This is a genomic window from Leclercia sp. GHBNCSD, from assembly GCF_055805075.1.
This window is the reverse complement of record NZ_JBQVYO010000001.1, coordinates 1,968,681-1,992,868: the sequence shown is the minus strand read 5'-3', so window position 1 is coordinate 1,992,868 and position 24,188 is coordinate 1,968,681. Positions and strand designations below refer to the sequence as shown.

Sequence of the window (24,188 nt, the reverse complement as noted above, 5' to 3'; positions counted from 1 at the left end):
ACTAGCGAAACGTTTCGCTGACATCAGTTTTATCTTACCGATGCGCAGAAAACCACCATGACGTAACAGATTTGTGATCGTTGTCGAAACGTTTCGCTAAGTGAAATGGGGAGATAAATATGGCGGTCAGGCAGGGGTTTTGTAGGCCGGGTAAGCGAAGCGCCACCCGGCATTTTCAGGAGGGATTAAATCTCGACTTGCGTCCCCAGCTCAATCACGCGGTTAGGCGGGATCTCGAACTGGTCAGGCGCGCGCAGGGCGTTACGCTGGAGAATAAGATAGAGCTTCCCACGCAGGCGCAGATACCACGGGCGTTTGCCGATGATCAGCGACTCGTGGGACATAAAGAACGAGGTCTCCATCATCCGGCAGCTTAAACCCTCCAGACCGCAGCGGTGGAACACCTCTTCCACGTTCGGGGTTTCACGCCAGCCGTAGCTGGCCACCACCCGCCAGAAGGTGGGCGACAGCTGCTCTATCTGCACCCGGCGGACGTTATGCACATAGGGCGCTTCCTCGGTACGCAGGGTCAACAGGATCACCCGCTCGTGCAGCACTTTGTTGTGCTTGAGGTTGTGCATCAGGGCAAACGGGATCACGTTCAGCGCGCGCGACATATAGACCGCAGTGCCGGGTACGCGCACCGGCGGAGATTTCTCCAGCGAGGCAATCATCGCCTCCAGAGAATTACCGTGTTCATGCATCCGGCGCAGCAGGCGGAAACGCTCGCTCTTCCAGGTGGTCATCACAATGAACATCACCAGACCCAGCGTCAGCGGCAGCCAGCCGCCGGAGACAATCTTGTCGAGGTTCGCGGAGAACAGCGGCACGTCAATACAGAGGAAGCCGACCAGAATCATCCCCACAAGGAATTTATTCCAGTGCCAGTTCCGGTACGCCACCGTGGTAGAGAGGATCGAGGTCAGCACCATCGTACCGGTAACGGCAATACCGTAGGCCGCCGCCAGGTTACTGGAGTGCTCGAAGCTGACGATAACAATTACCACCGCGACATAAAGCAGCCAGTTAACGAAAGGAATGTAGATCTGGCCCGACTCCATCTCGGAGGTATGGATGATACGCATTGGCGACAGATAGCCCAGACGCACCGCCTGGCGGGTCAGGGAGAAGACGCCGGAAATCACCGCCTGAGAAGCAATCACCGTCGCCAACGTCGCGAGGATCAGCATCGGCACCAGCGCCCAGTCCGGCGCCAGCAGGAAGAACGGGTTTTTAATCGCTTCCGGATGTTTGAGCAGCAGCGCCCCCTGGCCGAAGTAGTTCAGCACCAGCGACGGCAGCACCACTAAAAACCAGGCCACGCGAATAGGCAGCTTACCGAAGTGGCCCATATCGGCATAGAGCGCTTCAACACCGGTAATAGAGAGCACCACCGCGCCCAGCGCGATAAACGACACGGTTTTGTATTCGAGGAAGAAATGCACTGCCCACATCGGATTCAGGGCATGCAGCACTTCCGGGTTAGCAATGATGCTGCGTAACCCCAGCGCCGCCAGGATCAGGAACCAGGAGAGCATAATCGGCGCGAAGAGTTTGCCCACCAGCCCGGTACCGTGTTTCTGAATAACAAACAGCAGGGTCAAAACAAGTATGGCCAGCGGGACAACCCACTCATCAAGATGCGGCGCGATAATCTCAAGCCCCTCTATCGCCGACAGCACCGAGATAGCAGGGGTGATCACCACTTCACCATAGAAGAAGCTGCCACCCACCAGGCCAATGATGACCAGGAACGAGGTCATTCTGGCGGACGTATTGCGTCCGGCAAGCGACATCAGGGTCAGGATCCCACCTTCACCGGCGTTATCTGCACGCATCACGAAGGAGAGATATTTAACAGAAACCACCAGGATCAGCAGCCAGAAGATCAGGGACAGAAAACCAAACACAGCGTCGCGTTCAACGCCAAATCCAAACTGACCGGACAAACATTCGCGCAGCGTATAAAGCGGGCTGGTGCCGATATCACCGTAGACAACGCCGATCGCCGCGAGCGTAATTGCGGGTAATGATTGCTTATTATCAGTGCTCATAGACTAGTCTTTTCGTTTAAATAACAAATGTGTGCTTAGTCCCTTGGCCCACAAAAAGCGCACAGTATGCACGATTAATCTTAGAATCGTACCCCTAAATGCCACCTCATTAACGTAGCGCAAAGAAAATAGCACCGTGGTTCAGTCTATTACCAGCCCGGAACGAAACGTCTATACTCGCTTCAATTAGCCGGGGGTACGGCGAAAGGATGCAAAAACAATTATGGCTCACACTCATTTATTAGCAGAAAGAATTTCCCGTCTCAGCGGTGCACTGGAGAAAGGGCTCTATGAACGTAGCCACGCCATTCGCCTCTGTTTACTGGCGGCGTTGAGCGGCGAAAGCGTATTTCTGCTGGGGCCGCCCGGCATCGCAAAAAGCCTGATTGCCCGCAGGCTGAAGTTCGCTTTTCAGCACGCCAGGGCGTTTGAATACCTGATGACCCGCTTTTCCACGCCGGAAGAGGTCTTTGGTCCGCTCTCCATTCAGGCGTTAAAAGATGAAGGGCGGTACGAACGGTTAACCACCGGCTATCTGCCGGAAGCGGAAATTGTCTTTCTCGATGAGATCTGGAAAGCCGGCCCGGCGATCCTGAATACCCTGCTTACCGCCATTAACGAACGCCGGTTTCGCAACGGCGCGCATGAGGAGAAAATTCCGATGCGCCTGCTGGTGGCAGCATCCAACGAACTGCCCGAAGCCGACAGCAGCCTCGAAGCCCTGTATGACCGTATGCTGATCCGCCTGTGGCTCGATAAGGTGCAGGACAAAGCGAACTTCCGCTCGCTGCTGACCAGCCAGCAGGATGAAAACGATAACCCGGTGCCTGCCGCATTGCAGGTGACGGACGAGGAGTATCAGCAGTGGCAGCAGGACATTGGCAAAATCACCCTGCCTGATGCGGTGTTCGACTTGGTCTTTATGCTGCGCCAGCAGCTTGATGCCCTGCCGGGGGCGCCTTACGTCTCCGATCGCCGCTGGAAGAAAGCCATCCGCCTGCTGCAGGCCAGCGCGCTGTTCAGCGGTCGCGATGCGGTGGCGCCAATCGATCTGATCCTGCTGAAGGATTGCCTCTGGCACGACGCCAGCGGCATGAATCTGATGCAGCAGCAGCTGGAAATATTGATGACCGGACACGCGTGGGGACAGCAGGAGATGTTGAACCAGCTCGGGGCCATTACCCAGCGCCGCCTTCAGCTTCAGCAGCAGCAGAGCGACAAAACCGCCCTGCGCGTTATCCGTCAGAGCGGCATGTTCGCCCGTCGCCCACACTATGAATTACCGGCAGAACTGAGTGATACCACCCTGACGCTGCTCCTCCAGCAGCCGCTCAAGCTCCACGATATGCAGGTAATTCACATCACCCTCGAGCGGGAAACGCTGGCGCAGTGGCTGACCAAAGGCGGCGAGATCCGCGGCAAACTCAACGGCATTGGTTTCGCCCAGCCGCTCAACATGGAAGTGGACGGCAGCCTGCATCTGGTGATCCGCGACGTCAGTTTGCAGGGATCGCGTCTTGCGCTGCCCGGAACCGCGTCGGAAAGCGTGCCGGAAGAGATCAAACAGCAGCTGGAAGCGCTGGATAATCAGTGGCACCTCCAGCACACGCGCTTCAGCGAGCAGCAAAAATGTCTGTTCATCCACAGCGACTGGCTGGGGCGGATTGAAGCCAGCCTGCAGGATGTGAGCGCGCAGATCAAACAGGCGCGTCAATGCTGACGCTGGATACCCTCAACGTCATGCTTGCCGTCGGCGAGGAGGGCATGATCGAAGAGATCATCCTCACTCTGCTGGCCTCGCCGCAGCTGGCGATCTTTTTCGAAAAATTCCCGCGCCTTAAAACCGCCATTACCGACGATCTTCCTCGTTGGCGGGAAAATCTCCGTAAAAGGCTGAAAGATACCCGCGTCCCGCCGGAACTCACCGAAGAGGTGATGTGTTATCAGCAGAGCCAGTTACTCTCTACCCCCCAGCTTATCGTCCAGCTGCCGCAGATTTTAACCCTGCTGGACAAGGTTCACTCCCCCTTTGCCGGCCAGGCGCGGCAGCTGGTGGTGGATAACGCCACCTTTACCCCCGCCCTGCATACCCTCTTTTTACAGCGCTGGCGGCTGAGCCTGGTGGTGCAGGCCACCTCCCTGAATCAGCAGTTACTGGAAGAGGAGCGCGAACAGCTGCTCAGCGAAGTACAGGAGCGGATGACCCTGGCCGGGGCGCTGGAGCCGGTACTGGTGGAGAATGAAAATTCCGCCGGTCGCCTCTGGGATATGAGCGCCGGTCAGCTCAAACGGGGGGATCATCAGCTTATCGTTCGCTACGGCGATTTTCTGGCACAGCAGCCGGAGCTGATGCAACTGGCGGAACAGCTGGGCCGTTCGCGGGAGGCGAAGTCGGTGCCAAAAAAGGATGCCCCGCTGGAAACCTTCCGCACCCTGGTGCGCGAACCGGCGACGGTGCCGGAGCAGGTGGACGGACTGCAGCAGAGCGATGACATTCTGCGCCTGCTGCCGCCAGAGCTGGCGACCCTCGGCATCACAGAACTTGAGTACGAATTTTACCGTCGGCTGGTGGAGAAGCAGCTCCTCACTTACCGTCTGCAAGGCGATGCCTGGCGGGAGAAGGTGAGCCAGCGCCCGGCTGTGCATCAGGATTTCGACGAACAACCCCGCGGGCCGTTTATCGTCTGCGTGGATACGTCCGGTTCGATGGGAGGATTCAACGAGCAGTGCGCCAAAGCCTTCTGTCTGGCCCTGATGCGCGTGGCGCTCGCCGACAGACGACGTTGCTTTATCATGCTGTTTTCCAGCGAGGTGGTGGGCTACGAACTCTCGGGCCAGCACGGTCTGGAGCAGGCGATCCGTTTCTTAAGCCAGCGCTTTCGCGGCGGTACCGATCTCGCCAGCTGTTTTCGCGCCATTATTGAGCGGATGCAGGGCGGCGAGTGGTATGACGCCGACGCGGTGGTGATTTCAGACTTTATTGCCCAGCGGCTGCCGGAAGAGGTGGTGAGTAAGGTGAAGGTACTGCAGCAGGTCCACCAGCATCGTTTTCATGCCGTGGCGATGTCCACACATGGAAAACCCGGCATCATGCGCATCTTCGATCATATCTGGCGCTTTGATACCGGGTTGCGTAGCCGCCTGCTGCGGCGCTGGAAACGCTAATTACAGCAGGGCGTCGACGCTGTCACGAACCTGCTGCGGCCATACGCCACACTGAACCTGGCCGATATGGGAGAGTTGCAGCAGTAACATGGTCAGACGAGACTGGCCGATACCGCCGCCGATGGTCTGCGGCATCTCGCCACGCAGCAGCGCCTGGTGCCACTCCAGCTTAAGGCGATCTTCATCACCGGTAATAGCCAGCTGGCGCTTCAGCGCCTCGGCATCCACGCGGATCCCCATGGAAGAGAGTTCAAACGCATCTTCCAGCACCGGGTTCCAGACCAGAATATCGCCGTTCAGGCCCGCCAGGCCGCTCTCGCCTTCGCTGCTCCAGTCATCATAATCCGGCGCACGTACATCGTGACGCTGACCATGAGACAGCTTGCCGCCGATCCCGATCAGGAATACGGCCCCTAACTCTTTGGCGATCGCACGCTCACGCCCTTTGGCATCCAGATCCGGGAAGCGGCTCAGCAGCTCCTGGCTGTGAACAAAGTGGATCGTCTCCGGCAGGAACGGGGTCAGGCCAAACTCTTTGCTGACCGCAGCCTCGGTGGCTTTGATCCCGGCATAAATGGCTTCTACCGTCGCTTTCAGCGTACCGGTATGACGTTCGCCATCACCCATAACGCGTTCCCAGTCCCACTGGTCAACGTAAACAGAGTGAATCGCGGTAAGACGGTCTTCATCGGGGCGAAGGGCTTTCATGTGCGTGTAAAGCCCTTCGCCCGCGCTGAAGTCGTGTTGTCCCAGGGTTTGACGCTTCCACTTCGCAAGGGAATGGACCACTTCGAACTGGGCGTCTGGCAGTGTTTTCACTTTCACTTGAACCGCTTTTTCGCAACCAGACAGGTTGTCCTGCGTCCCGTCGCCCACGCGGCTTAAGATAGGTGCCTGGACTTCAACCAGGCCCAGCTTCTCTTCCAGCTGGCGGGAAAAGTGGGATTTAACGAAACTGATCTGGCGTTGTTGTGCGATGTAAGCGGTTTTCATTATTTATACTCCTGCGTCCTGTTGGCATTGATTAAGCAACAAAAAAGAGCCTCTTTCAATAATCCAACAATAAAACTCCCGACTCACTTTTAAATCGATAAAATTACCCGCTAAAATAGAGTGATTCATTAATCTTCATAAGAAAAAGCTATGGAAAATTATCAGATCGACAATCTGGACCGCGGCATCCTCGAGGCGCTGATGGCTAACGCACGTACTGCCTACGCAGAACTGGCAAAACAGTTTGGCGTCAGCCCGGGGACCATTCACGTGCGCGTAGAGAAGATGAAACAGGCGGGGATCATTACCGGCGCCCATATTGACGTCAGTCCGAAACAGCTGGGGTATGACGTCTGCTGTTTTATCGGCATCATCCTTAAGAGCGCTAAAGACTACCCTTCAGCGCTGGCAAAACTGAATGCGCTGGATGAAGTGACCGAGGCCTACTACACCACCGGCCACTACAGCATCTTTATTAAGGTGATGTGCCGATCGATCGACGCTTTGCAACAGGTACTTATCAACAAGATCCAAACAATCGATGAAATTCAGTCCACCGAGACGTTGATCTCCCTGCAGAACCCGATCATGCGTACCATCCGCCCGTAGCCGGGCAAAATAATTACCACATTTTCCACAGGTAGATCCCAGCTCGTTCACAGCGTACAATGTCCTCCTGTTTATCTGAGCGAGCGATCAATGGCGGACATTACTCTTATTAGCGGCAGCACCCTTGGCGGCGCTGAATATGTCGCGGAACACCTGGCCGAAAAGCTGGAAGACGCGGGCTTTTCTACTGAAACGCTGCATGGACCGTTATTAGAGGATCTCCAGCTGGACGGGATCTGGCTGTTGATCACCTCCACCCACGGTGCGGGGGATCTTCCGGATAACCTTCTTCCTTTATATGAAGAGTTAAAAGAGCAGCAGCCCGACCTGACGAACGTCCGGTTTGGTGCCATTGGTATTGGCAGCCGGGAGTACGACACCTTCTGCGGCGCCGTTGAGAAGGTCGAGACCGAACTGAAGTCCTGCGGGGCACAACAGATCGGTGAAACGCTGAAGATCAACATCCTCGATCATGATATTCCGGAAGATCCAGCCGAACTTTGGCTGGCGGAATGGAAAAATTTACTCAAAACAGATTAAAGATCGTGCGATCAGATGTGGATAACTCTGGTTAAAAGCTTGGATCAACCGGTAGTTATCCAAAGAACAACCCGTGATGACTTTTTGTGCTGTGTATAACATCACGATCTGATCCCAGCTTATACGTCGCAGGATCACCGATCATTCACAGCAAACGATCCTCTCTAAGCACATGATCTTCTTTGGGAGATCCGGCTTATCCACAGAAACCCGCGATCCTAATAAGAGATCACAATAAAACAGATCTCTAAATAAAAAGATCTTCTTTTTAATAGCCAGGATCCCAGTGCTTTCTCGAACGACTAAAGTTGAGTAGAATCCACGGCCCGGGCTTCAATCCATTTTCTTACCGCTTTACGCGAGGCAGACCACCATGTTTTATCAGGATCCTTTTGACGTCATTATCATTGGCGGGGGTCATGCAGGCACCGAGGCCGCAATGGCCGCGGCGCGAATGGGTCAGCAGACCCTGCTTTTGACACACAATATCGACACGCTAGGACAGATGTCCTGTAATCCGGCGATTGGCGGCATTGGGAAAGGACACCTGGTAAAAGAAGTGGATGCACTTGGCGGCCTGATGGCAACCGCGATCGATCATGCGGGTATCCAGTTTAGGATACTAAACGCGAGCAAAGGCCCCGCCGTTCGGGCGACCCGTGCTCAGGCGGACCGCGTGCTCTACCGCCAGGCCGTACGCACCGCGCTGGAGAATCAGCCGAACCTGATGATCTTCCAGCAGGCGGTTGAGGATCTGATTGTGGAAAACGATCGTGTCGTTGGCGCCGTGACCCAGATGGGTCTGAAGTTCCGTGCCAAAGCCGTCGTGCTGACCGTCGGGACCTTCCTTGACGGCAAAATTCATATCGGACTGGACAACTACAGCGGTGGCCGTGCTGGCGATCCGCCGTCCATTCCCCTTTCACGCCGTCTGCGCGAGCTGCCGCTGCGCGTCAGCCGCCTGAAAACCGGTACGCCACCGCGTATCGACGCCCGCACCATTGATTTCAGCGTGCTGGCCCAACAGCACGGCGATAACCCGATGCCGGTCTTCTCGTTCATGGGTAGCGTGGATCAACATCCGCGCCAGGTGCCGTGCTATGTCACGCACACTAACGAGAAAACACATGACGTGATCCGCAGTAACCTCGATCGCAGCCCGATGTATGCCGGTGTGATCGAAGGGATCGGCCCACGCTACTGCCCGTCGATCGAAGACAAGGTAATGCGCTTCGCCGATCGTAACCAGCACCAGATCTTCCTGGAGCCTGAAGGGCTGACCTCCAACGAGATCTACCCGAACGGTATCTCCACCAGCCTGCCTTTCGACGTGCAGATGCAGATCGTCCGTTCCATGCAGGGGATGGAGAATGCGAAGATCGTCCGTCCGGGCTATGCCATTGAGTATGACTTCTTCGATCCACGTGACCTGAAGCCAACCCTGGAGAGCAAATTTATCCAGGGGCTCTTCTTCGCCGGTCAGATCAACGGCACAACCGGTTACGAAGAGGCTGCCGCTCAGGGGCTGCTGGCTGGTCTGAACGCCGCGCGCTTCTCGGCCGAAAAAGAGGGCTGGGCGCCGGGTCGTTCTCAGGCTTATCTGGGCGTACTGGTGGACGACCTCTGCACCCTAGGCACCAAAGAGCCGTACCGCATGTTTACCTCCCGCGCGGAATACCGTCTGATGCTGCGTGAAGACAACGCCGACCTGCGCCTGACCGAAATCGGTCGTGAGCTGGGGCTGGTGGATGATGCACGCTGGGCGCGCTTCAACGAGAAGCTGGAGAACATCGAGCGTGAACGTCAGCGCCTCAAATCGACCTGGGTCAACCCAACAGCCGAGTCTGTAGACGAAGTGAATGCTCACCTGTCTGCGCCGCTCTCCCGTGAAGCCAGCGGGGAAGATCTGCTCCGCCGTCCGGAGATGACCTACGACCAGCTAATCCAGATGACGCCGTTTGCGCCGGGTCTGGAGGATGTCCAGGCTGCTGAACAGGTCGAAATCCAGGTGAAATACGAAGGCTATATCGCCCGTCAGCAGGATGAGATCGAGAAACAGCAGCGTAACGAGAGTACGATCCTGCCCGCCACGCTGGATTACCGTCTGGTTAACGGCCTCTCCAACGAGGTGATCGCCAAGCTGAATGACCATAAACCGTCGTCTATCGGCCAGGCATCGCGTATTTCAGGCGTCACGCCTGCGGCCATCTCCATTCTGCTGGTGTGGCTGAAAAAACAGGGTATGCTGCGCCGCAGCGCTTAATTGTAAGAACTGCCCGGTGGCGCTGCGCTTACCGGGCCTACAGAATTCCGTAGGGCGGGCTCGCGTAGCGCCACCCGCCCACACCTATCTCAACAGGTATTCGCCGTGCTCAACAAACTCACTCGTCTGCTGGAACAAGCCGGTATTTCGCTCACCGATCACCAGAAAAATCAGCTGGTGGGGTATGTCGACATGCTGAACAAATGGAACAAGGCCTATAATCTCACCTCGGTTCGCGATCCGAACGAGATGCTGATTCGTCACATCCTCGACAGCATCGTGGTGGCGCCGCATCTCAAAGGAGAGCGTTTTATCGACGTGGGAACGGGGCCGGGTCTGCCAGGTATTCCACTCTCTATCGTTCGTCCCGAGAGCCATTTCACGCTGCTGGACAGCCTGGGCAAGCGCGTACGCTTCCTGCGTCAGGTTCAGCATGAACTGAAGCTGGAAAACATTTATCCGGTGCAGAGTAGGGTAGAGGCGTTCCCCGCCGAGCCGCCATTTGATGGTGTGATCAGCCGGGCCTTTGCCTCGCTCAATGACATGATCGACTGGTGTAAGCATCTGCCTGCGGAAAATGGCCGCTTCTATGCCCTGAAAGGGGTGCTGCCGGAAGACGAAATCGCGCAGATGCCTGAAGGTTTTGAGGTGGAAGAGGCGATTAAATTGCATGTTCCCCAGCTGGAAGGCGAGCGTCATCTGGTGATCGTTAAGCCAAAATATTTTTAAAAATATAATAAAAAATGTGGAATTTGTGCTGTTCTTAGGATGTTAAAAATTACGCGACAGGCTAAGAAATAGACAAGGTTAATTTAACCACTTTTTTACTGGGGATTTTCTTTGGGTTAACCTGGACATGTAGTTAACCCAAAAGATAATAAACACCGAAAATATCAGCTTGCTAAAAGTAGGGAAGAGTAATCAGATTGTAATGTTAAATATTTATTAAAAATGTCAATAAAAGGTTTTTGTTGTATACAGGGCTGTTTTGAGAATAGTTGCTGAAATTAATCTTTAATATCATAAAGATGAAATATAACGTTTTACCGCTTTAATTTATTCGACCTTATCGTAAATGTGTATTTTGTGATCTCGTGCACGCTTTATCGTCAACGTTTCCGCGTTGTTTGCAGTTTTGACGCGCCATTCATAGTTTGACGAAAAGTTAAGAAATAGCGCCGGGGAAAAATATTTAAACATTTATTCACCTTTTCGCTACTTATTGTTTGAAATCACGGGGACGCACCGTATAATTTGTCCGCTTTTTGCTGCTTGACTCTGAGCCTTAAAGAACGTTTTATACGACACGCGACATACCTCGAAGTGAGCAGGAGTAAAAACGTGATATCAGTGTCGCTCTTGAGTCGAAACGTTGCTCGTAAGCTTCTGTTCATTCAGTTTCTGGCGGTGATGGCAAGTGGATTGCTGTTCTGCCTCAAAGACCCCTTCTGGGGCATCTCTGCGGTAAGCGGAGGTTTGGCAGTGGTTGTGCCAAACATGTTGTTTATGATTTTTGCCTGGCGTCATCAGGCGCATACACCTGCCAAAGGCCGCATGGCCTGGTCCTTCGCCCTCGGCGAAGTGTGTAAGGTGTTGCTGACCTTTGCCCTCCTGGTGGTGGCGCTGGCGGTTTTTAAAGTGGTATTTTTGCCGCTGATAGTGACGTGGGTTTTGGTGCTGGTGGTACAAATTCTGGCGCCAGCTGTAATCAATAACAAAGGGTAAAAGGCATCATGGCTTCAGAAAATATGACGCCGCAGGATTACATAGGTCACCATCTGAACAACCTTCAGTTGGACTTACGTACATTCTCGCTGGTGGATCCGCATAACCCCCCAGCCACCTTCTGGACGATTAATATCGACTCCATGTTCTTCTCGGTGGTACTGGGTCTGTTGTTCCTGGCCATTTTCCGCGGCGTTGCGAAACGTGCGACCAGCGGCGTTCCAGGGAAATTCCAGACGTTTATCGAAATGATCATTGGCTTTGTCCACGGTAGCGTCAAAGACATGTACCACGGTAAGAGCAAGGTAATTGCACCGCTGGCGCTGACCGTCTTTGTCTGGGTCTTCCTGATGAACCTGATGGACCTGCTGCCGATCGACCTGCTGCCGTTTATCGGCGAGCATATCTTCGGTCTGCCTGCGCTGCGTGTGGTGCCGTCTGCTGACGTGAACATCACCCTGTCTATGGCGCTGGGCGTATTCATCCTGATTCTTTTCTACAGCATCAAAATGAAAGGTGTAGGCGGCTTCGTGAAAGAGCTTACCCTGCAGCCGTTCAACCACTGGGCGTTTATTCCGATCAACCTGATTCTGGAAGGCGTTAGCCTGCTGTCCAAACCGATTTCCCTCGGTCTGCGACTGTTCGGCAACATGTATGCGGGTGAGCTGATTTTCATTCTGATCGCGGGTCTTCTGCCGTGGTGGTCACAGTGGGTTCTGAATGTGCCGTGGGCCATTTTCCACATCCTGATCATTACGCTGCAAGCCTTTATCTTCATGGTTCTGACGATCGTCTATCTGTCGATGGCGTCTGAAGAGCACTGATTCTTTACCAACACTACTACGTTTTAACTGAAACAAACTGGAGACTGTCATGGAAAACCTGAATATGGATCTGCTGTACATGGCTGCCGCTGTGATGATGGGTCTGGCGGCTATCGGTGCTGCGATCGGTATCGGCATCCTCGGGGGTAAATTCCTGGAAGGCGCAGCGCGTCAGCCAGATCTGATTCCTCTGCTGCGTACTCAGTTCTTTATCGTTATGGGTCTGGTGGATGCTATCCCGATGATCGCTGTAGGTCTGGGTCTGTACGTGATGTTTGCTGTCGCGTAGTAAGTCGTTTAAACCCTAAGCCACAGTTGTAAATTTAAAGAGGTATTGTGCTGTGAACATGAACGCAACAATCCTCGGCCAGGCCATCGCGTTTGTTATCTTTGTCTGGTTCTGCATGAAGTATGTATGGCCGCCTTTAATGGCTGCCATCGAAAAACGTCAGAAAGAAATTTCTGACGGCCTGGCTTCTGCAGAACGCGCTAAGAAAGATTTGGACCTTGCACAGGCCAACGCGACCGACCAGCTGAAAAAAGCGAAAGCGGAAGCCCAGGTAATCATCGAGCAGGCGAACAAACGTCGTTCTCAGATCCTGGACGAAGCGAAAGCTGAAGCAGAACAGGAACGTACTAAAATCGTGACACAAGCGCAGGCAGAAATTGATGCCGAGCGTAAACGTGCTCGCGAAGAGCTGCGTAAGCAGGTCGCGATTCTGGCTGTTGCTGGCGCCGAGAAGATCATCGAACGTTCCGTGGATGAAGCTGCTAACAGCGACATCGTGGACAAACTTGTCGCTGAACTGTAAGGAGGGAGGGGCTGATGTCTGAATTTGTTACGGTAGCTCGCCCCTACGCCAAAGCAGCTTTTGACTTTGCTATCGAACACCAAAATGTCGATCGCTGGCAGAACATGCTGGCGTTTGCCGCTGAGGTAACGAAAAACGAACATATGGCTGAGATGCTTTCTGGCGCCCTGGCGCCTGAAACCCTCGCCGATTCGTTCATCGCCATTTGCGGTGAGCAGCTGGACGCCAACGGCCAGAACCTGATTCGGGTAATGGCAGAAAATGGTCGTCTGAAAGCGCTCCCGGATGTTCTCGAGCAGTTTGAGCACTTGCGTGCCCTCAGTGAAGCCACTGTTGAAGTTCACGTAACTTCTGCGACTGAACTGAGTAACGAACAGCTTGCGAAAATCACCGCCGCGATGGAAAAACGTCTGTCACGCAAAGTGAAGCTGAATTGCAATATCGATAAGTCTGTAATGGCAGGCGTAATCATCCGTGCGGGTGATATGGTCATTGATGGCAGCGTACGCGGCCGTCTTGAGCGCCTTGCAGACGTCTTGCAGTCTTAAGGGGACTGGAGCATGCAACTGAATTCCACCGAAATCAGCGAACTGATCAAGCAGCGCATTGCTCAGTTCAGTGTTGTGAGTGAAGCTCACAACGAAGGTACTATTGTTTCTGTAAGCGACGGTGTTATCCGCATCCACGGCCTGGCCGATTGTATGCAGGGTGAAATGATCTCCCTGCCGGGTAACCGTTACGCTATCGCACTGAACCTGGAGCGCGACTCCGTAGGTGCAGTTGTGATGGGTCCTTACGCTGACCTCGCCGAAGGCATGAAGGTTAAGTGTACTGGCCGTATTCTTGAAGTTCCAGTTGGCCGCGGCCTGCTGGGTCGCGTGGTGAACACCCTGGGTGCGCCAATCGACGGTAAAGGTCCGGTTGAGCACGATGGCTTCTCCCCAATCGAAGTTATCGCACCGGGCGTAATCGATCGTCAGTCCGTCGACCAGCCGGTACAGACCGGTTATAAATCCGTTGACGCCATGATCCCAATCGGCCGTGGCCAGCGTGAGCTGATCATCGGTGACCGTCAGACCGGTAAAACCGCGATGGCAATCGATGCGATCATCAACCAGCGCGATTCCGGCATCAAATGTGTGTACGTAGCTATTGGCCAGAAAGCGTCCACCATCTCTAACGTGGTGCGTAAACTGGAAGAGCACGGCGCGCTGTCCAACACCATCGTTGTTGTGGCGACCGCTTCTGAATCTGCTGCACTGCAATACCTGGCACCGTATGCCGGTTGCGCAATGGGCGAATACTTCCGTGACCGCGGTGAAGATGCACTGATCGTATACGATGACCTGTCTAAACAGGCTGTTGCTTACCGTCAGGTTTCCCTGCTGCTCCGTCGTCCACCTGGACGTGAAGCATTCCCGGGCGACGTATTCTATCTGCACTCCCGTCTGCTGGAGCGTGCATCCCGCGTTAACGCGGAATACGTTGAGAACTTCACCAAAGGTGAAGTGAAGGGTAAAACGGGCTCTCTGACCGCTCTGCCGATCATTGAAACCCAGGCGGGTGACGTTTCTGCGTTCGTTCCGACCAACGTAATCTCCATTACCGATGGTCAGATCTTCCTGGAAACCAACCTGTTTAACTCCGGTATTCGTCCGGCGGTTAACCCGGGTATCTCCGTATCCCGTGTGGGTGGTGCAGCGCAGACCAAGATCATCAAGAAACTGTCCGGTGGTATCCGTACCGCACTGGCACAGTATCGTGAACTGGCAGCGTTCTCCCAGTTTGCATCCGATCTTGACGATGCAACCCGTAAACAGCTTGACCACGGTCAGAAAGTGACCGAACTGCTGAAACAGAAACAGTATGCCCCTATGTCAGTCGCACAGCAGGGCCTGGTACTGTTCGCAGCAGAACGTGGTTATCTGGGGGATGTAGAACTGGCGAAAATCGGTAGCTTTGAAGCCGCACTGCTGGCTTACGCTGACCGTGACCATGCTCCACTGATGCAAGAGATCAACCAGTCCGGTGGCTATAACGACGAAATCGAAGGCAAGCTGAAGAGCCTGCTCGATTCCTTCAAAGCAACCCAGTCCTGGTAACGTCTGGCGGTCTGTCTTAGGACAGACCGCAAGGCATTGAGGAGAAGCTCATGGCCGGCGCAAAAGAGATACGTAGTAAGATCGCAAGCGTCCAGAACACGCAAAAGATCACTAAAGCGATGGAGATGGTCGCCGCTTCCAAAATGCGTAAATCGCAGGAACGTATGGCGGCCAGCCGTCCTTATGCAGATACCATGCGCAAAGTGATTGGTCACCTTGCGAGCGGTAATCTGGAATATAAGCACCCTTACCTGGAAGAACGCGACGTTAAGCGCGTGGGCTACCTGGTGGTGTCTACCGACCGTGGTTTGTGCGGCGGCTTGAACATTAACCTGTTCAAAAAACTGCTGGCGGATATGAAAGCATGGTCCGATAAAGGCGTTCAAAGCGATATCGCGATGATCGGCTCTAAGGGCGTCTCTTTCTTTAATTCCGTAGGCGGCAATATCGTCGCCCAGGTGACCGGTATGGGTGATAACCCGTCCCTGTCCGAACTGATCGGTCCGGTTAAAGTGATGTTGCAGGCCTATGATGAAGGCCGTCTGGACAGGCTGTACGTTGTAAACAACAAATTTATTAACACCATGTCACAGGTTCCGACCCTCACTCAGCTGCTGCCGTTACCGGCATCAGAAGATGAAGAGTTACAGCATAAAGCCTGGGATTACCTGTATGAACCGGATCCAAAACCGCTGCTGGATACCTTGCTGCGTCGTTATGTTGAATCTCAGGTTTATCAGGGCGTGGTAGAAAACCTGGCTAGCGAGCAGGCCGCACGTATGGTGGCGATGAAAGCCGCTACCGATAATGGTGGCAGCCTGATCAAAGAGCTGCAGTTGGTATACAACAAAGCTCGTCAGGCCAGCATTACTCAGGAACTCACCGAGATCGTCTCGGGGGCCGCCGCGGTTTAACCAGGTTTACGAATTACGTAGAGGATTCAAGATGGCTACTGGAAAGATTGTCCAGGTAATCGGCGCCGTAGTTGACGTCGAATTCCCTCAGGATGCCGTACCGCGCGTGTACGATGCTCTTGAGGTTCAGAATGGTAACGAAAATCTGGTGCTGGAAGTTCAGCAGCAGCTCGGTGGCGGTATCGTGCGTACCATCGCCATGGGTTCTTCCGACGGTCTGCGTCGTGGTCTGGAAGTAAAAGACCTTGAGCACCCAATTGAAGTACCAGTAGGTAAAGCAACCCTGGGTCGTATCATGAACGTCCTGGGTCAGCCGATCGACATGAAAGGCGATATCGGCGAAGAAGAGCGTTGGGCTATCCACCGTTCAGCACCTTCCTATGAAGAGCTGTCCAGCTCTCAGGAACTGCTGGAAACCGGCATCAAAGTTATCGACCTGATGTGTCCGTTTGCGAAGGGCGGTAAAGTTGGTCTGTTCGGTGGTGCGGGTGTAGGTAAAACCGTAAACATGATGGAGCTGATCCGTAACATCGCGATCGAGCACTCCGGTTACTCCGTGTTTGCGGGCGTAGGTGAGCGTACTCGTGAGGGTAACGACTTCTACCACGAAATGACCGACTCTAACGTTCTGGATAAAGTATCCCTGGTTTACGGTCAGATGAACGAGCCACCTGGAAACCGTCTGCGCGTTGCGCTGACCGGTCTGACCATGGCTGAGAAATTCCGTGACGAAGGTCGTGACGTACTGCTGTTCGTCGACAACATCTACCGTTACACCCTGGCCGGTACGGAAGTATCCGCACTGCTGGGTCGTATGCCATCAGCGGTAGGCTACCAGCCGACCCTGGCGGAAGAGATGGGTGTTCTGCAGGAACGTATCACCTCAACCAAAACCGGTTCTATTACCTCCGTTCAGGCGGTATACGTACCTGCGGATGACTTGACTGACCCATCCCCAGCAACCACCTTTGCGCACTTAGACGCAACCGTGGTACTGAGCCGTCAGATCGCGTCTCTGGGTATCTACCCGGCCGTTGACCCGCTGGACTCCACCAGCCGTCAGCTGGATCCACTGGTAGTAGGTCAGGAACACTACGACACCGCGCGTGGCGTACAGTCCCTGCTGCAGCGTTATCAGGAACTGAAAGACATCATCGCCATCCTGGGTATGGATGAACTGTCTGAAGAAGACAAACTGGTGGTAGCACGTGCGCGTAAGATCCAGCGCTTCCTGTCCCAGCCGTTCTTCGTAGCAGAAGTATTTACCGGTTCTCCGGGCAAATACGTTGCGCTGAAAGACACCATCCGTGGCTTTAAAGGCATCATGGAAGGCGAATACGATCACCTGCCGGAGCAGGCGTTCTATATGGTGGGTTCCATCGACGAAGCCGTAGAAAAAGCCAAAAAACTTTAACGCCTTAATCGGAGGGTGATATGGCAATGACTTACCACCTGGACGTCGTCAGCGCAGAGCAACAAATGTTCTCTGGTCTGGTCGAGAAAATCCAGGTAACGGGTAGCGAAGGTGAACTGGGTATTTTCCCGGGTCACGCCCCGCTGCTCACCGCCATTAAGCCTGGTATGATCCGCATCGTTAAACAGTTCGGTCATGAAGAGTTTATCTATCTGTCTGGCGGCATTATTGAAGTGCAGCCTGGTAGCGTGACCGTACTGGCTGATACCGCAATTCGTGGCCAGGATCTCGACGAAGCGCGAGCTCTGGAATCGAAGCGTAAAGCAGAAGAGCACATTAAGAGCTCTCATGGCGACGTGGATTACGCTCAGGCGTCTGCAGAGCTGGCCAAAGCGATCGCGAAACTGCGCGTTATCGAGTTGACCAAAAAAGCGATGTAACACCGGCTTGAAAGCACGAAAGCCAGTCTGGTCTCCAGACTGGCTTTTTTTATGGATCTGTTTCATTAAATCTGAAACTAAAACGATGTTTTATTATTTTGTGATTTAGCTCACAAAAAGATTGATCGGCAGAATTGTCAGGAGTAGACTTCGTTTTGTGATGAATGTCACATAACTGAACTCCAAAAATATCAGGATGCCATCATGAAAACGATCAACAAAATCATCGCCCTTTTCAGCAACATGAGCGTCTCTTTCGGTACGTTCAACCACTAAGTGCTGATATGCCGGGTGGCGCCACGCTTACCGTAGTGTGATAAGCGAAGCGCCTCTCTGGTACCTACATTTTTACCTGCGTTTTATCCAGTTCCTTCCCTTCACTGTTCACGCTTTTACCCTTCGCGATAAAGTAGTTCGTGTTATCAACGTTTCCTGTCACCGCATCGTCGTACTCGCCTGGCTGATTACGGATCGATACGTTGCCGGTAAAGGTTCCCTGGGTTGTCACATCGCCGTATGGGCTTGGACGGAAGATGTAGTTAAAGCGCTGGTTATCCACCGCGATATTGTTCTCCACCACCAGCCTGCCGGGGTTAAAGTTATCGGTGAAGCCGTCCAGGTGATTGCCCGTGGCTTTGCTGTTGCGGATCTGATGCGCCACAGGCTGCCCTTCTCCGCCGAGCTTAAAGCCGTTACTGGTATTGTTGCTGGCAACCGAGTTCTCGATCACGACCACGCCGTTTGCGCCATCTTCAATCTTGTTGAACAGGTCAAAACCGTCGTCGATATTGTCGTGGGAATAGCAACGCTCCAGCCGGTTACCTTCCCCTACCCGCATTTTCACCGCGAAGCCATCGGCGTTAATCTTGCCGGGATCTTCATTGGCGTAAGATTCAGAATCCACAACCCGGTTATAGCTTGCCCATAATGGCCGGCCAATCTTATCCGGGGAGGAGATCTGGATCCCGGTATCGTCATTGCGGTAGGCCGTGACGCGCTCGATCAGGTTATGGCTACCCTGAACGCGCAGACTTTTGCCGGTCACGTCGATACCGTTGATATGCCAGTAGCTGGCATCAAGCAACAGGCCGTGGATCACCACTTTCCCGTCTGCCTGCAGGGTTTTGAGTTTATCGCTGCTGCCGCTGGCAGCGACGGGGATCTCACTCTGCGGGTAATCGCCGCTTTTCAGCACCAGCTTGCCGCCGGGCGCCAGCAGGGCGATGGCGGTGGCGAGATCCAGTGGCGCATCGGCAGTGCCTTGTGCATCCGCTTTTCCGTCCGGAGCGGCATACAGGTGCGTCGTATCTCTGTCTGCAATGCGTTCGACGGTGAGCTGCTGGTTCACTGGCGTGCCATGAGCAGGCGTAAAGGTCACCGTGAAGGTGCTGGTCTGCTCCAGGCGGGCTGGCAGGGTGTACATCTCGCCTGCTTTCACCGCTTTCTCATTACCGATCACCACTTCGTTTTGTCTTACGCTAAATACCCCGTCCTCATTAGCGCGCGCCTGCAGCAGGTAATCAGGCGAAGCGCTGACCGTACCGGACGCCAGCTGCACCACGACCGGCAGTGGCTCTGCCTGCCAGGGCTCCGAAGGCACGGTATGGGCGCTGGTGGTGATGAGCGAGGCGTTAGTGACCGTAATTTTGGCATTGCGGGAGGCAAAAAAGCCGACGTAATAGTGGTCCTTGTTCTGTACCGAAATCAGGTCAGCGCGCGGCACGCGCTTGCTCACCCAGGTGTCGCTGTCCAGCGGGGCCCAGGCGGTAATAAAGCCGTCGTCGGTGCGCTGGAGTTTCAGGCGAAATTCCGGCGTCTGGCTCAGATCCACCTCTTCCTTGTAACTCTGTTTTTTAATGGCGGCTCCGGCATCACCCCACGGATGGCTGATCCCCTCCCGGGTGATAGCCTGCATTTTTACCCGCTGATGGTCTTTTTTATCCTGTGTCATGATGGCGTTCATCACCTGATTCGATGCCGCCGGAAACTCTTCATAACCCATTTTTAGCGGTTGCTGGCGCGGGTTGCCGAGGACATCACGCACCAGCAGTCCGGCGCCCTCCTGCGCGGCAGGTTTCGCGCCATTCTCCGGCCCAAACTGATCGACCCGGACAGTGGCCTGCAAAACGAAATTTTCTCCCGTTGGCAGCTCGGTATAGAAAAACGTTAAGCCGTCGTGAGAGTTGGCGATTTTGCCGCCCCGGCTTTCCAGGGTGATGGCTTTTGCCAGGTCAGCGCTCTCCTGGGGCGAGAGCTTTTTCCCGTCGATGGTCACATCATTGACGCCGATTTTCTCGGGCAGCACGTTGGAGGAAAAATTCAGATCCGTTGATTGCCCAAAGGCAATGGCTTTCCAGACATGAGGTTGTTCTGTTGCCATAGCGGAAAAGGCGCTAAACATCATCAGGGCCAGAGGTATTTTAGACTTCATCTTATTCTCCTGAGTAATAATTGAGCGCTATTATCATCAGAATAAAACAGTGTTTCTTTTTTGTGTGTCACACATTCAGATAATTAAAACAGTGTTTTGCTTATAACAGGCTTTATTAATAGAGCGAAAAAATAGCTAACATGTTGGGAGGGCTGGAGAGTTCGCTAAAGGGCGCTATATTTCACAGGCAAAGCCCTTTAATCTGCGGTAAAAAGGACCTTTAATTTGCCCGAAACAGGCAACGTTGTGCGTTTTACCGCCACTCCATTTTTTGGCGCAAAATATGTAGAATTTTCAACGCCAAAGGGTTTTACTTTTCACTCAAATTACAGTCAGGACGTGTATGTTGAACACAGCAATGAGCGTGGTCATCCTTGCCGCAGGCAAAGGCACCCGCATGTATTCCGATCTTCCTAAAGTGCTGCACACCCTTGCAGGGAAAGCGATGGTGCAGCATGTCATTGACGCCGCTAACGATCTTGGCGCCAGCCAGGTGCATCTGGTCTACGGTCACGGCGGCGATCTGCTGAAGCAGACGCTACGCGATGACAAACTCAACTGGGTTCTGCAGGCAGAACAGCTGGGCACCGGCCACGCCATGCAGCAGGCCTCCCCGTTCTTCTCTGACGACGAAGACATCCTGATGCTCTACGGCGACGTGCCGTTGATCTCCGTTGAGACGCTGACCCGCCTGCGTGCTGCAAAACCGCAGGGCGGGATCGGTCTGCTGACCGTTAAGCTGGACGATCCAACCGGTTATGGCCGTATCACCCGTGATAACGGCAAGGTGACGGGCATCGTTGAGCACAAAGATGCCACCGAGGCACAGCGTGAAATTCAGGAAATTAACACCGGCATTCTGATCGCCAACGGCGCGGACATGAAGCGCTGGCTGTCACAGCTGAACAACAATAACGCCCAGGGCGAATTCTACATTACGGATATCATCGCGATGGCGTATCAGGAAGGCCGCGAGATCGCTGCCGTTCATCCGGATCGCTTAAGCGAAGTGGAAGGGGTGAACAACCGTCTTCAGCTGTCCCGTCTGGAGCGCGTATATCAGTCCGAGCAGGCTGAAAAGCTGCTGCTGGCGGGCGTGATGCTGCGCGATCCAGCGCGTTTCGATCTGCGTGGGGTGCTGAGCCACGGGCGCGACGTCGAAATCGATACTAACGTTATTCTGGAAGGCAACGTAACGCTGGGTAACCGCGTCAAAATTGGCGCCGGTTGTGTGATTAAAAACAGCGTCATTGGCGACGACTGCGAAATCAGCCCTTATAGCGTGGTTGAAGATGCTCATCTCTCCGCCGCCTGCACTATCGGGCCGTTCGCCCGTCTGCGTCCGGGCGCTGAGCTGCTGGAAGGCGCACATGTCGGCAACTTCGTCGAAATGAAAAAGGCGCGTCTGGGCAAAGGCTCGAAAGCTGGCCATCTGACCTATCTGGGCGATGCGGAGATTGGCGATAACGTGAATATCGGCGCCGGGACTATCACCTGTAACTATGACGGTGCGAACAAGTTTAAAACCATTATTGGTGACGACGTGTTTGTGGGATCGGATTCACAGCTGGTGGCGCCAGTGACGATTGGTAAAGGCGTAACCATTGCGGCGGGCACGACCGTTACCCGCAATGTGGCGGAGAACGAGCTGGTGTTAAGCCGTGTGCCGCAGGTGCATAAGCAGGGCTGGAAACGCCCGGTGAAGAAAAAGTAAGTGGATTATTTCCTCTCCCCCTCCGGGAGAGGGTTCGGGATGAGGGGATAACATAATCCCCCGCCCATCAGCAGTACCCATAAATATAACCCCACTCTCTACAAGGCTCGGGGCGCCCGGAAAGGGCAAAACAGGTCAGCGACAACGCAGGCGAAAGCCTCTATTCGGAATCTAAAACTATGTGTGGAATTGTTGGCGCAGTCGCGCAGCGTGATATTGCTGAAATCCTTCTCGAAGGTTTACGTCGTCTGGAATACCGTGGTTATGACTCTGCCGGTCTGGCAGTGGTGGATGCAGAAGGGAATATGACCCGTCTGCGTCGCCTCGGTAAAGTAAACATGCTGGCACAGGCCGCGGAAGAGAACCCGCTGCACGGTGGCACAGGTATTGCCCATACCCGCTGGGCGACCCACGGTGAACCTTCGGAAGGCAACGCGCACCCGCACGTCTCTGAACACATTGTGGTGGTGCATAACGGCATCATCGAAAACCATGAACCGCTGCGTGAAGAGCTTATCGCGCGTGGTTACACCTTCGTCTCTGAAACCGACACCGAAGTGATTGCCCACCTGGTTCACTGGGAGCTGGAGCAGGGCGGTACGCTGCGTGAGGCCGTACTGCGTGCGATCCCACAGCTGCGCGGCGCCTACGGCACCGTGATCATGGACAGCCGCGACCCATCTACCTTGCTGGCAGCCCGCTCTGGCAGCCCGATGGTGATTGGCCTGGGGATGGGTGAGAACTTTATCGCCTCCGATCAGCTGGCGCTGCTGCCGGTGACCCGTCGCTTTATCTTCATGGAAGAGGGCGATATTGCAGAAGTGACCCGCCGTGACGTCAAAATCTTTGATAAATCTGGCGAGCCGGTAAAACGTCAGGATATCGAATCCAACCTGCAGTACGACGCGGGTGATAAAGGCGCTTACCGTCACTACATGCAGAAAGAGATCTACGAGCAGCCGAATGCCATCAAAAACACCCTGACCGGGCGTATCAGCCACGGCGAAGTGGATTTGAGCGAACTGGGGGCTAACGCCAACGAAATGCTGGCAAAAGTTGAGCACATTCAGATCGTGGCCTGCGGCACCTCTTACAACTCCGGTATGGTTTCCCGCTACTGGTTTGAAGCGCTGGCAGGCGTGCCGTGCGACGTGGAGATCGCCTCCGAGTTCCGCTATCGCAAATCAGCCGTGCGTCGTAACAGCCTGATGATCACCCTGTCTCAGTCCGGCGAAACCGCTGATACCCTGGCGGCGCTGCGTCTCTCCAAAGAGCTGGGCTATCTGGGCTCGCTGGCCATCTGCAACGTACCGGGCTCCTCGCTGGTGCGTGAGTCTGACCTGGCGCTGATGACCAAAGCCGGTACCGAAATTGGCGTGGCCTCCACCAAAGCGTTCACCACCCAGCTGACGGTCCTGCTGATGCTGGTGGCGAAACTGGCCCGTCTGAAAGGTCAGGATGCGGCGATTGAGCACGATATCGTGCACGGTCTGCAGGCGCTGCCGAGCCGTATTGAGCAGATGCTCTCCCAGGACAAGCGCATTGAAGCGCTGGCGGAAGATTTCTCCGACAAGCATCACGCCCTGTTCCTGGGTCGTGGCGATCAGTATCCGATTGCTCTGGAAGGCGCGCTGAAGCTCAAAGAGATCTCCTATATCCACGCTGAAGCCTACGCGGCAGGTGAGCTGAAACACGGCCCACTGGCGCTGATCGATGCGGATATGCCGGTTATCGTGGTGGCACCGAACAACGAACTGCTGGAAAAACTGAAGTCCAACATCGAAGAAGTCCGCGCCCGTGGCGGCGTGCTCTATGTCTTCGCGGATCAGGATGCTGGCTTTACCAGCAGCGACAACATGCACATCATCGAGATGCCGCATGTGGAAGAGGTCATTGCTCCTATCTTCTATACCGTTCCGCTGCAGCTGCTGGCTTACCACGTTGCGCTGATCAAAGGCACTGACGTCGACCAGCCGCGTAACCTGGCGAAGTCCGTTACCGTAGAGTAATCCTCTCAGGCTCCACCTTTGGGTGGAGCTTTTTTTATCCTTCCTGCCCGTTTTTTCGCCTGCTTTTTTGCCCTGCGTTCTATGACAATCTGTCATCTTCGGCTATTTTTTTCAGTGTCACAGAAAGAAAATTTTTCTGAAATCAATGCGTCATATTTCGCTTTAACTTATTGATAAAG

20 protein-coding genes are annotated in these 24,188 nt (G+C 54.4%); 17 read left to right on the top strand and 3 right to left on the bottom strand.

The window, feature by feature from the left end:
* Window positions 1-185: 185 nt before the first annotated feature.
* Window positions 186-2,054 (bottom strand): low affinity potassium transporter Kup, encoded by a 1,869-nt coding sequence (gene kup, locus ACT3IC_RS09660; protein ID WP_473477284.1) that lies wholly within the window; start codon window positions 2,052-2,054, stop codon window positions 186-188.
* A 223-nt stretch (window positions 2,055-2,277) separates the two neighbouring features.
* Here kup and ravA point away from each other — a divergent pair, with 223 nt between their 5' ends.
* Together ravA and viaA are read left to right on the top strand one after the other, a co-directional pair.
* On the top strand, window positions 2,278-3,774 hold the full coding sequence (ravA, locus tag ACT3IC_RS09655) for an ATPase RavA (protein ID WP_103177599.1): 1,497 nt from the start codon (window positions 2,278-2,280) through the stop codon (window positions 3,772-3,774).
* Window positions 3,768-5,219: an ATPase RavA stimulator ViaA gene (gene viaA, locus ACT3IC_RS09650; RefSeq protein ID WP_103824227.1), complete on the top strand. Its 1,452-nt coding sequence runs from the start codon at window positions 3,768-3,770 to the stop codon at window positions 5,217-5,219. The genes ravA and viaA overlap by 7 nt, the downstream gene beginning before the upstream one ends.
* Here the strand turns inward: viaA and asnA are convergent, their stop codons facing one another.
* Window positions 5,220-6,212 (bottom strand): aspartate--ammonia ligase, encoded by a 993-nt coding sequence (gene asnA, locus ACT3IC_RS09645; protein WP_103177601.1) that lies wholly within the window; start codon window positions 6,210-6,212, stop codon window positions 5,220-5,222.
* Window positions 6,213-6,362: 150 nt separating this feature from the next.
* Here asnA and asnC point away from each other — a divergent pair, with 150 nt between their 5' ends.
* The 13 genes from asnC to ACT3IC_RS09580 all read left to right on the top strand — a co-directional run bounded on the left by asnC (window position 6,363) and on the right by ACT3IC_RS09580 (window position 17,855).
* Complete coding sequence (gene asnC, locus ACT3IC_RS09640; protein WP_032615488.1) at window positions 6,363-6,821, top strand: transcriptional regulator AsnC; 459 nt, start codon at window positions 6,363-6,365, stop codon at window positions 6,819-6,821.
* 90 nt (window positions 6,822-6,911) lie between these two features.
* Window positions 6,912-7,361: an FMN-binding protein MioC gene (gene mioC, locus ACT3IC_RS09635; protein WP_103177602.1), complete on the top strand. Its 450-nt coding sequence runs from the start codon at window positions 6,912-6,914 to the stop codon at window positions 7,359-7,361.
* A gap of 373 nt (window positions 7,362-7,734) precedes the next feature.
* A complete protein-coding gene (gene mnmG / locus ACT3IC_RS09630; protein WP_103177603.1) occupies window positions 7,735-9,624 on the top strand; it encodes a tRNA uridine-5-carboxymethylaminomethyl(34) synthesis enzyme MnmG in 1,890 nt (629 codons plus the stop codon).
* Between the two features lie 105 nt (window positions 9,625-9,729).
* Window positions 9,730-10,353, top strand: a complete 624-nt coding sequence (rsmG, locus tag ACT3IC_RS09625) for a 16S rRNA (guanine(527)-N(7))-methyltransferase RsmG (RefSeq protein WP_103177604.1) — start codon at window positions 9,730-9,732, stop codon at window positions 10,351-10,353.
* Window positions 10,354-10,968: 615 nt separating this feature from the next.
* Window positions 10,969-11,349, top strand: coding sequence for a F0F1 ATP synthase subunit I (gene atpI / locus ACT3IC_RS09620; protein WP_103181004.1), 381 nt, complete (start codon window positions 10,969-10,971; stop codon window positions 11,347-11,349).
* An 8-nt stretch (window positions 11,350-11,357) separates the two neighbouring features.
* A complete protein-coding gene (gene atpB / locus ACT3IC_RS09615) occupies window positions 11,358-12,173 on the top strand; it encodes a F0F1 ATP synthase subunit A (RefSeq protein ID WP_103177605.1) in 816 nt (271 codons plus the stop codon).
* Between the two features lie 49 nt (window positions 12,174-12,222).
* Window positions 12,223-12,462 carry a F0F1 ATP synthase subunit C gene (atpE, locus tag ACT3IC_RS09610; RefSeq protein WP_000429386.1) on the top strand — a complete coding sequence of 80 codons (240 nt, stop codon included), beginning with the start codon at window positions 12,223-12,225 and terminating at the stop codon, window positions 12,460-12,462.
* Between the two features lie 52 nt (window positions 12,463-12,514).
* Window positions 12,515-12,985: a F0F1 ATP synthase subunit B gene (gene atpF / locus ACT3IC_RS09605; RefSeq protein ID WP_032615498.1), complete on the top strand. Its 471-nt coding sequence runs from the start codon at window positions 12,515-12,517 to the stop codon at window positions 12,983-12,985.
* A gap of 14 nt (window positions 12,986-12,999) precedes the next feature.
* Window positions 13,000-13,533 (top strand): F0F1 ATP synthase subunit delta, encoded by a 534-nt coding sequence (gene atpH, locus ACT3IC_RS09600; protein WP_103177606.1) that lies wholly within the window; start codon window positions 13,000-13,002, stop codon window positions 13,531-13,533.
* A 12-nt stretch (window positions 13,534-13,545) separates the two neighbouring features.
* Window positions 13,546-15,087 (top strand): F0F1 ATP synthase subunit alpha, encoded by a 1,542-nt coding sequence (gene atpA / locus ACT3IC_RS09595; RefSeq protein WP_103177607.1) that lies wholly within the window; start codon window positions 13,546-13,548, stop codon window positions 15,085-15,087.
* Window positions 15,088-15,137: 50 nt separating this feature from the next.
* Window positions 15,138-16,001 (top strand): F0F1 ATP synthase subunit gamma, encoded by an 864-nt coding sequence (gene atpG, locus ACT3IC_RS09590; protein ID WP_103177608.1) that lies wholly within the window; start codon window positions 15,138-15,140, stop codon window positions 15,999-16,001.
* 31 nt (window positions 16,002-16,032) lie between these two features.
* A complete protein-coding gene (gene atpD / locus ACT3IC_RS09585; protein WP_103177609.1) occupies window positions 16,033-17,415 on the top strand; it encodes a F0F1 ATP synthase subunit beta in 1,383 nt (460 codons plus the stop codon).
* Between the two features lie 20 nt (window positions 17,416-17,435).
* On the top strand, window positions 17,436-17,855 hold the full coding sequence (locus ACT3IC_RS09580; RefSeq protein ID WP_039032217.1) for a F0F1 ATP synthase subunit epsilon: 420 nt from the start codon (window positions 17,436-17,438) through the stop codon (window positions 17,853-17,855).
* A gap of 340 nt (window positions 17,856-18,195) precedes the next feature.
* Here the strand turns inward: ACT3IC_RS09580 and ACT3IC_RS09575 are convergent, their stop codons facing one another.
* On the bottom strand, window positions 18,196-20,286 hold the full coding sequence (locus tag ACT3IC_RS09575) for a right-handed parallel beta-helix repeat-containing protein (RefSeq protein WP_156655419.1): 2,091 nt from the start codon (window positions 20,284-20,286) through the stop codon (window positions 18,196-18,198).
* Between the two features lie 343 nt (window positions 20,287-20,629).
* On the opposite strand from ACT3IC_RS09575, the gene glmU reads away from it, so the two are divergent.
* Together glmU and glmS are read left to right on the top strand one after the other, a co-directional pair.
* Window positions 20,630-22,000, top strand: coding sequence for a bifunctional UDP-N-acetylglucosamine diphosphorylase/glucosamine-1-phosphate N-acetyltransferase GlmU (gene glmU / locus ACT3IC_RS09570; RefSeq protein ID WP_103177611.1), 1,371 nt, complete (start codon window positions 20,630-20,632; stop codon window positions 21,998-22,000).
* A 179-nt stretch (window positions 22,001-22,179) separates the two neighbouring features.
* Window positions 22,180-24,009, top strand: a complete 1,830-nt coding sequence (glmS, locus tag ACT3IC_RS09565; protein WP_103177612.1) for a glutamine--fructose-6-phosphate transaminase (isomerizing) — start codon at window positions 22,180-22,182, stop codon at window positions 24,007-24,009.
* Window positions 24,010-24,188 lie beyond the last annotated feature (179 nt).

Excerpts from the sequence above, each read along its gene's own strand:
- atpG (WP_103177608.1), top strand. The coding sequence starts at position 15,138 with ATGGCCGGCGCAAAAGAGATACGTAGTAAGATCGCAAGCGTCCAGAAC.
- asnC (WP_032615488.1), top strand. The coding sequence starts at position 6,363 with ATGGAAAATTATCAGATCGACAATCTGGACCGCGGCATCCTCGAGGCG.
- mioC (WP_103177602.1), top strand. The coding sequence starts at position 6,912 with ATGGCGGACATTACTCTTATTAGCGGCAGCACCCTTGGCGGCGCTGAA.
- atpH (WP_103177606.1), top strand. The coding sequence starts at position 13,000 with ATGTCTGAATTTGTTACGGTAGCTCGCCCCTACGCCAAAGCAGCTTTT.
- glmU (WP_103177611.1), top strand. The coding sequence starts at position 20,630 with ATGTTGAACACAGCAATGAGCGTGGTCATCCTTGCCGCAGGCAAAGGC.
- viaA (WP_103824227.1), top strand. The coding sequence starts at position 3,768 with ATGCTGACGCTGGATACCCTCAACGTCATGCTTGCCGTCGGCGAGGAG.
- glmS (WP_103177612.1), top strand. The coding sequence starts at position 22,180 with ATGTGTGGAATTGTTGGCGCAGTCGCGCAGCGTGATATTGCTGAAATC.
- asnA (WP_103177601.1), bottom strand. The coding sequence starts at position 6,212 with ATGAAAACCGCTTACATCGCACAACAACGCCAGATCAGTTTCGTTAAA.
- ACT3IC_RS09580 (WP_039032217.1), top strand. The coding sequence starts at position 17,436 with ATGGCAATGACTTACCACCTGGACGTCGTCAGCGCAGAGCAACAAATG.
- ravA (WP_103177599.1), top strand. The coding sequence starts at position 2,278 with ATGGCTCACACTCATTTATTAGCAGAAAGAATTTCCCGTCTCAGCGGT.
- atpD (WP_103177609.1), top strand. The coding sequence starts at position 16,033 with ATGGCTACTGGAAAGATTGTCCAGGTAATCGGCGCCGTAGTTGACGTC.
- ACT3IC_RS09575 (WP_156655419.1), bottom strand. The coding sequence starts at position 20,286 with ATGAAGTCTAAAATACCTCTGGCCCTGATGATGTTTAGCGCCTTTTCC.
- atpB (WP_103177605.1), top strand. The coding sequence starts at position 11,358 with ATGGCTTCAGAAAATATGACGCCGCAGGATTACATAGGTCACCATCTG.
- atpE (WP_000429386.1), top strand. The coding sequence starts at position 12,223 with ATGGAAAACCTGAATATGGATCTGCTGTACATGGCTGCCGCTGTGATG.
- kup (WP_473477284.1), bottom strand. The coding sequence starts at position 2,054 with ATGAGCACTGATAATAAGCAATCATTACCCGCAATTACGCTCGCGGCG.
- atpA (WP_103177607.1), top strand. The coding sequence starts at position 13,546 with ATGCAACTGAATTCCACCGAAATCAGCGAACTGATCAAGCAGCGCATT.
- mnmG (WP_103177603.1), top strand. The coding sequence starts at position 7,735 with ATGTTTTATCAGGATCCTTTTGACGTCATTATCATTGGCGGGGGTCAT.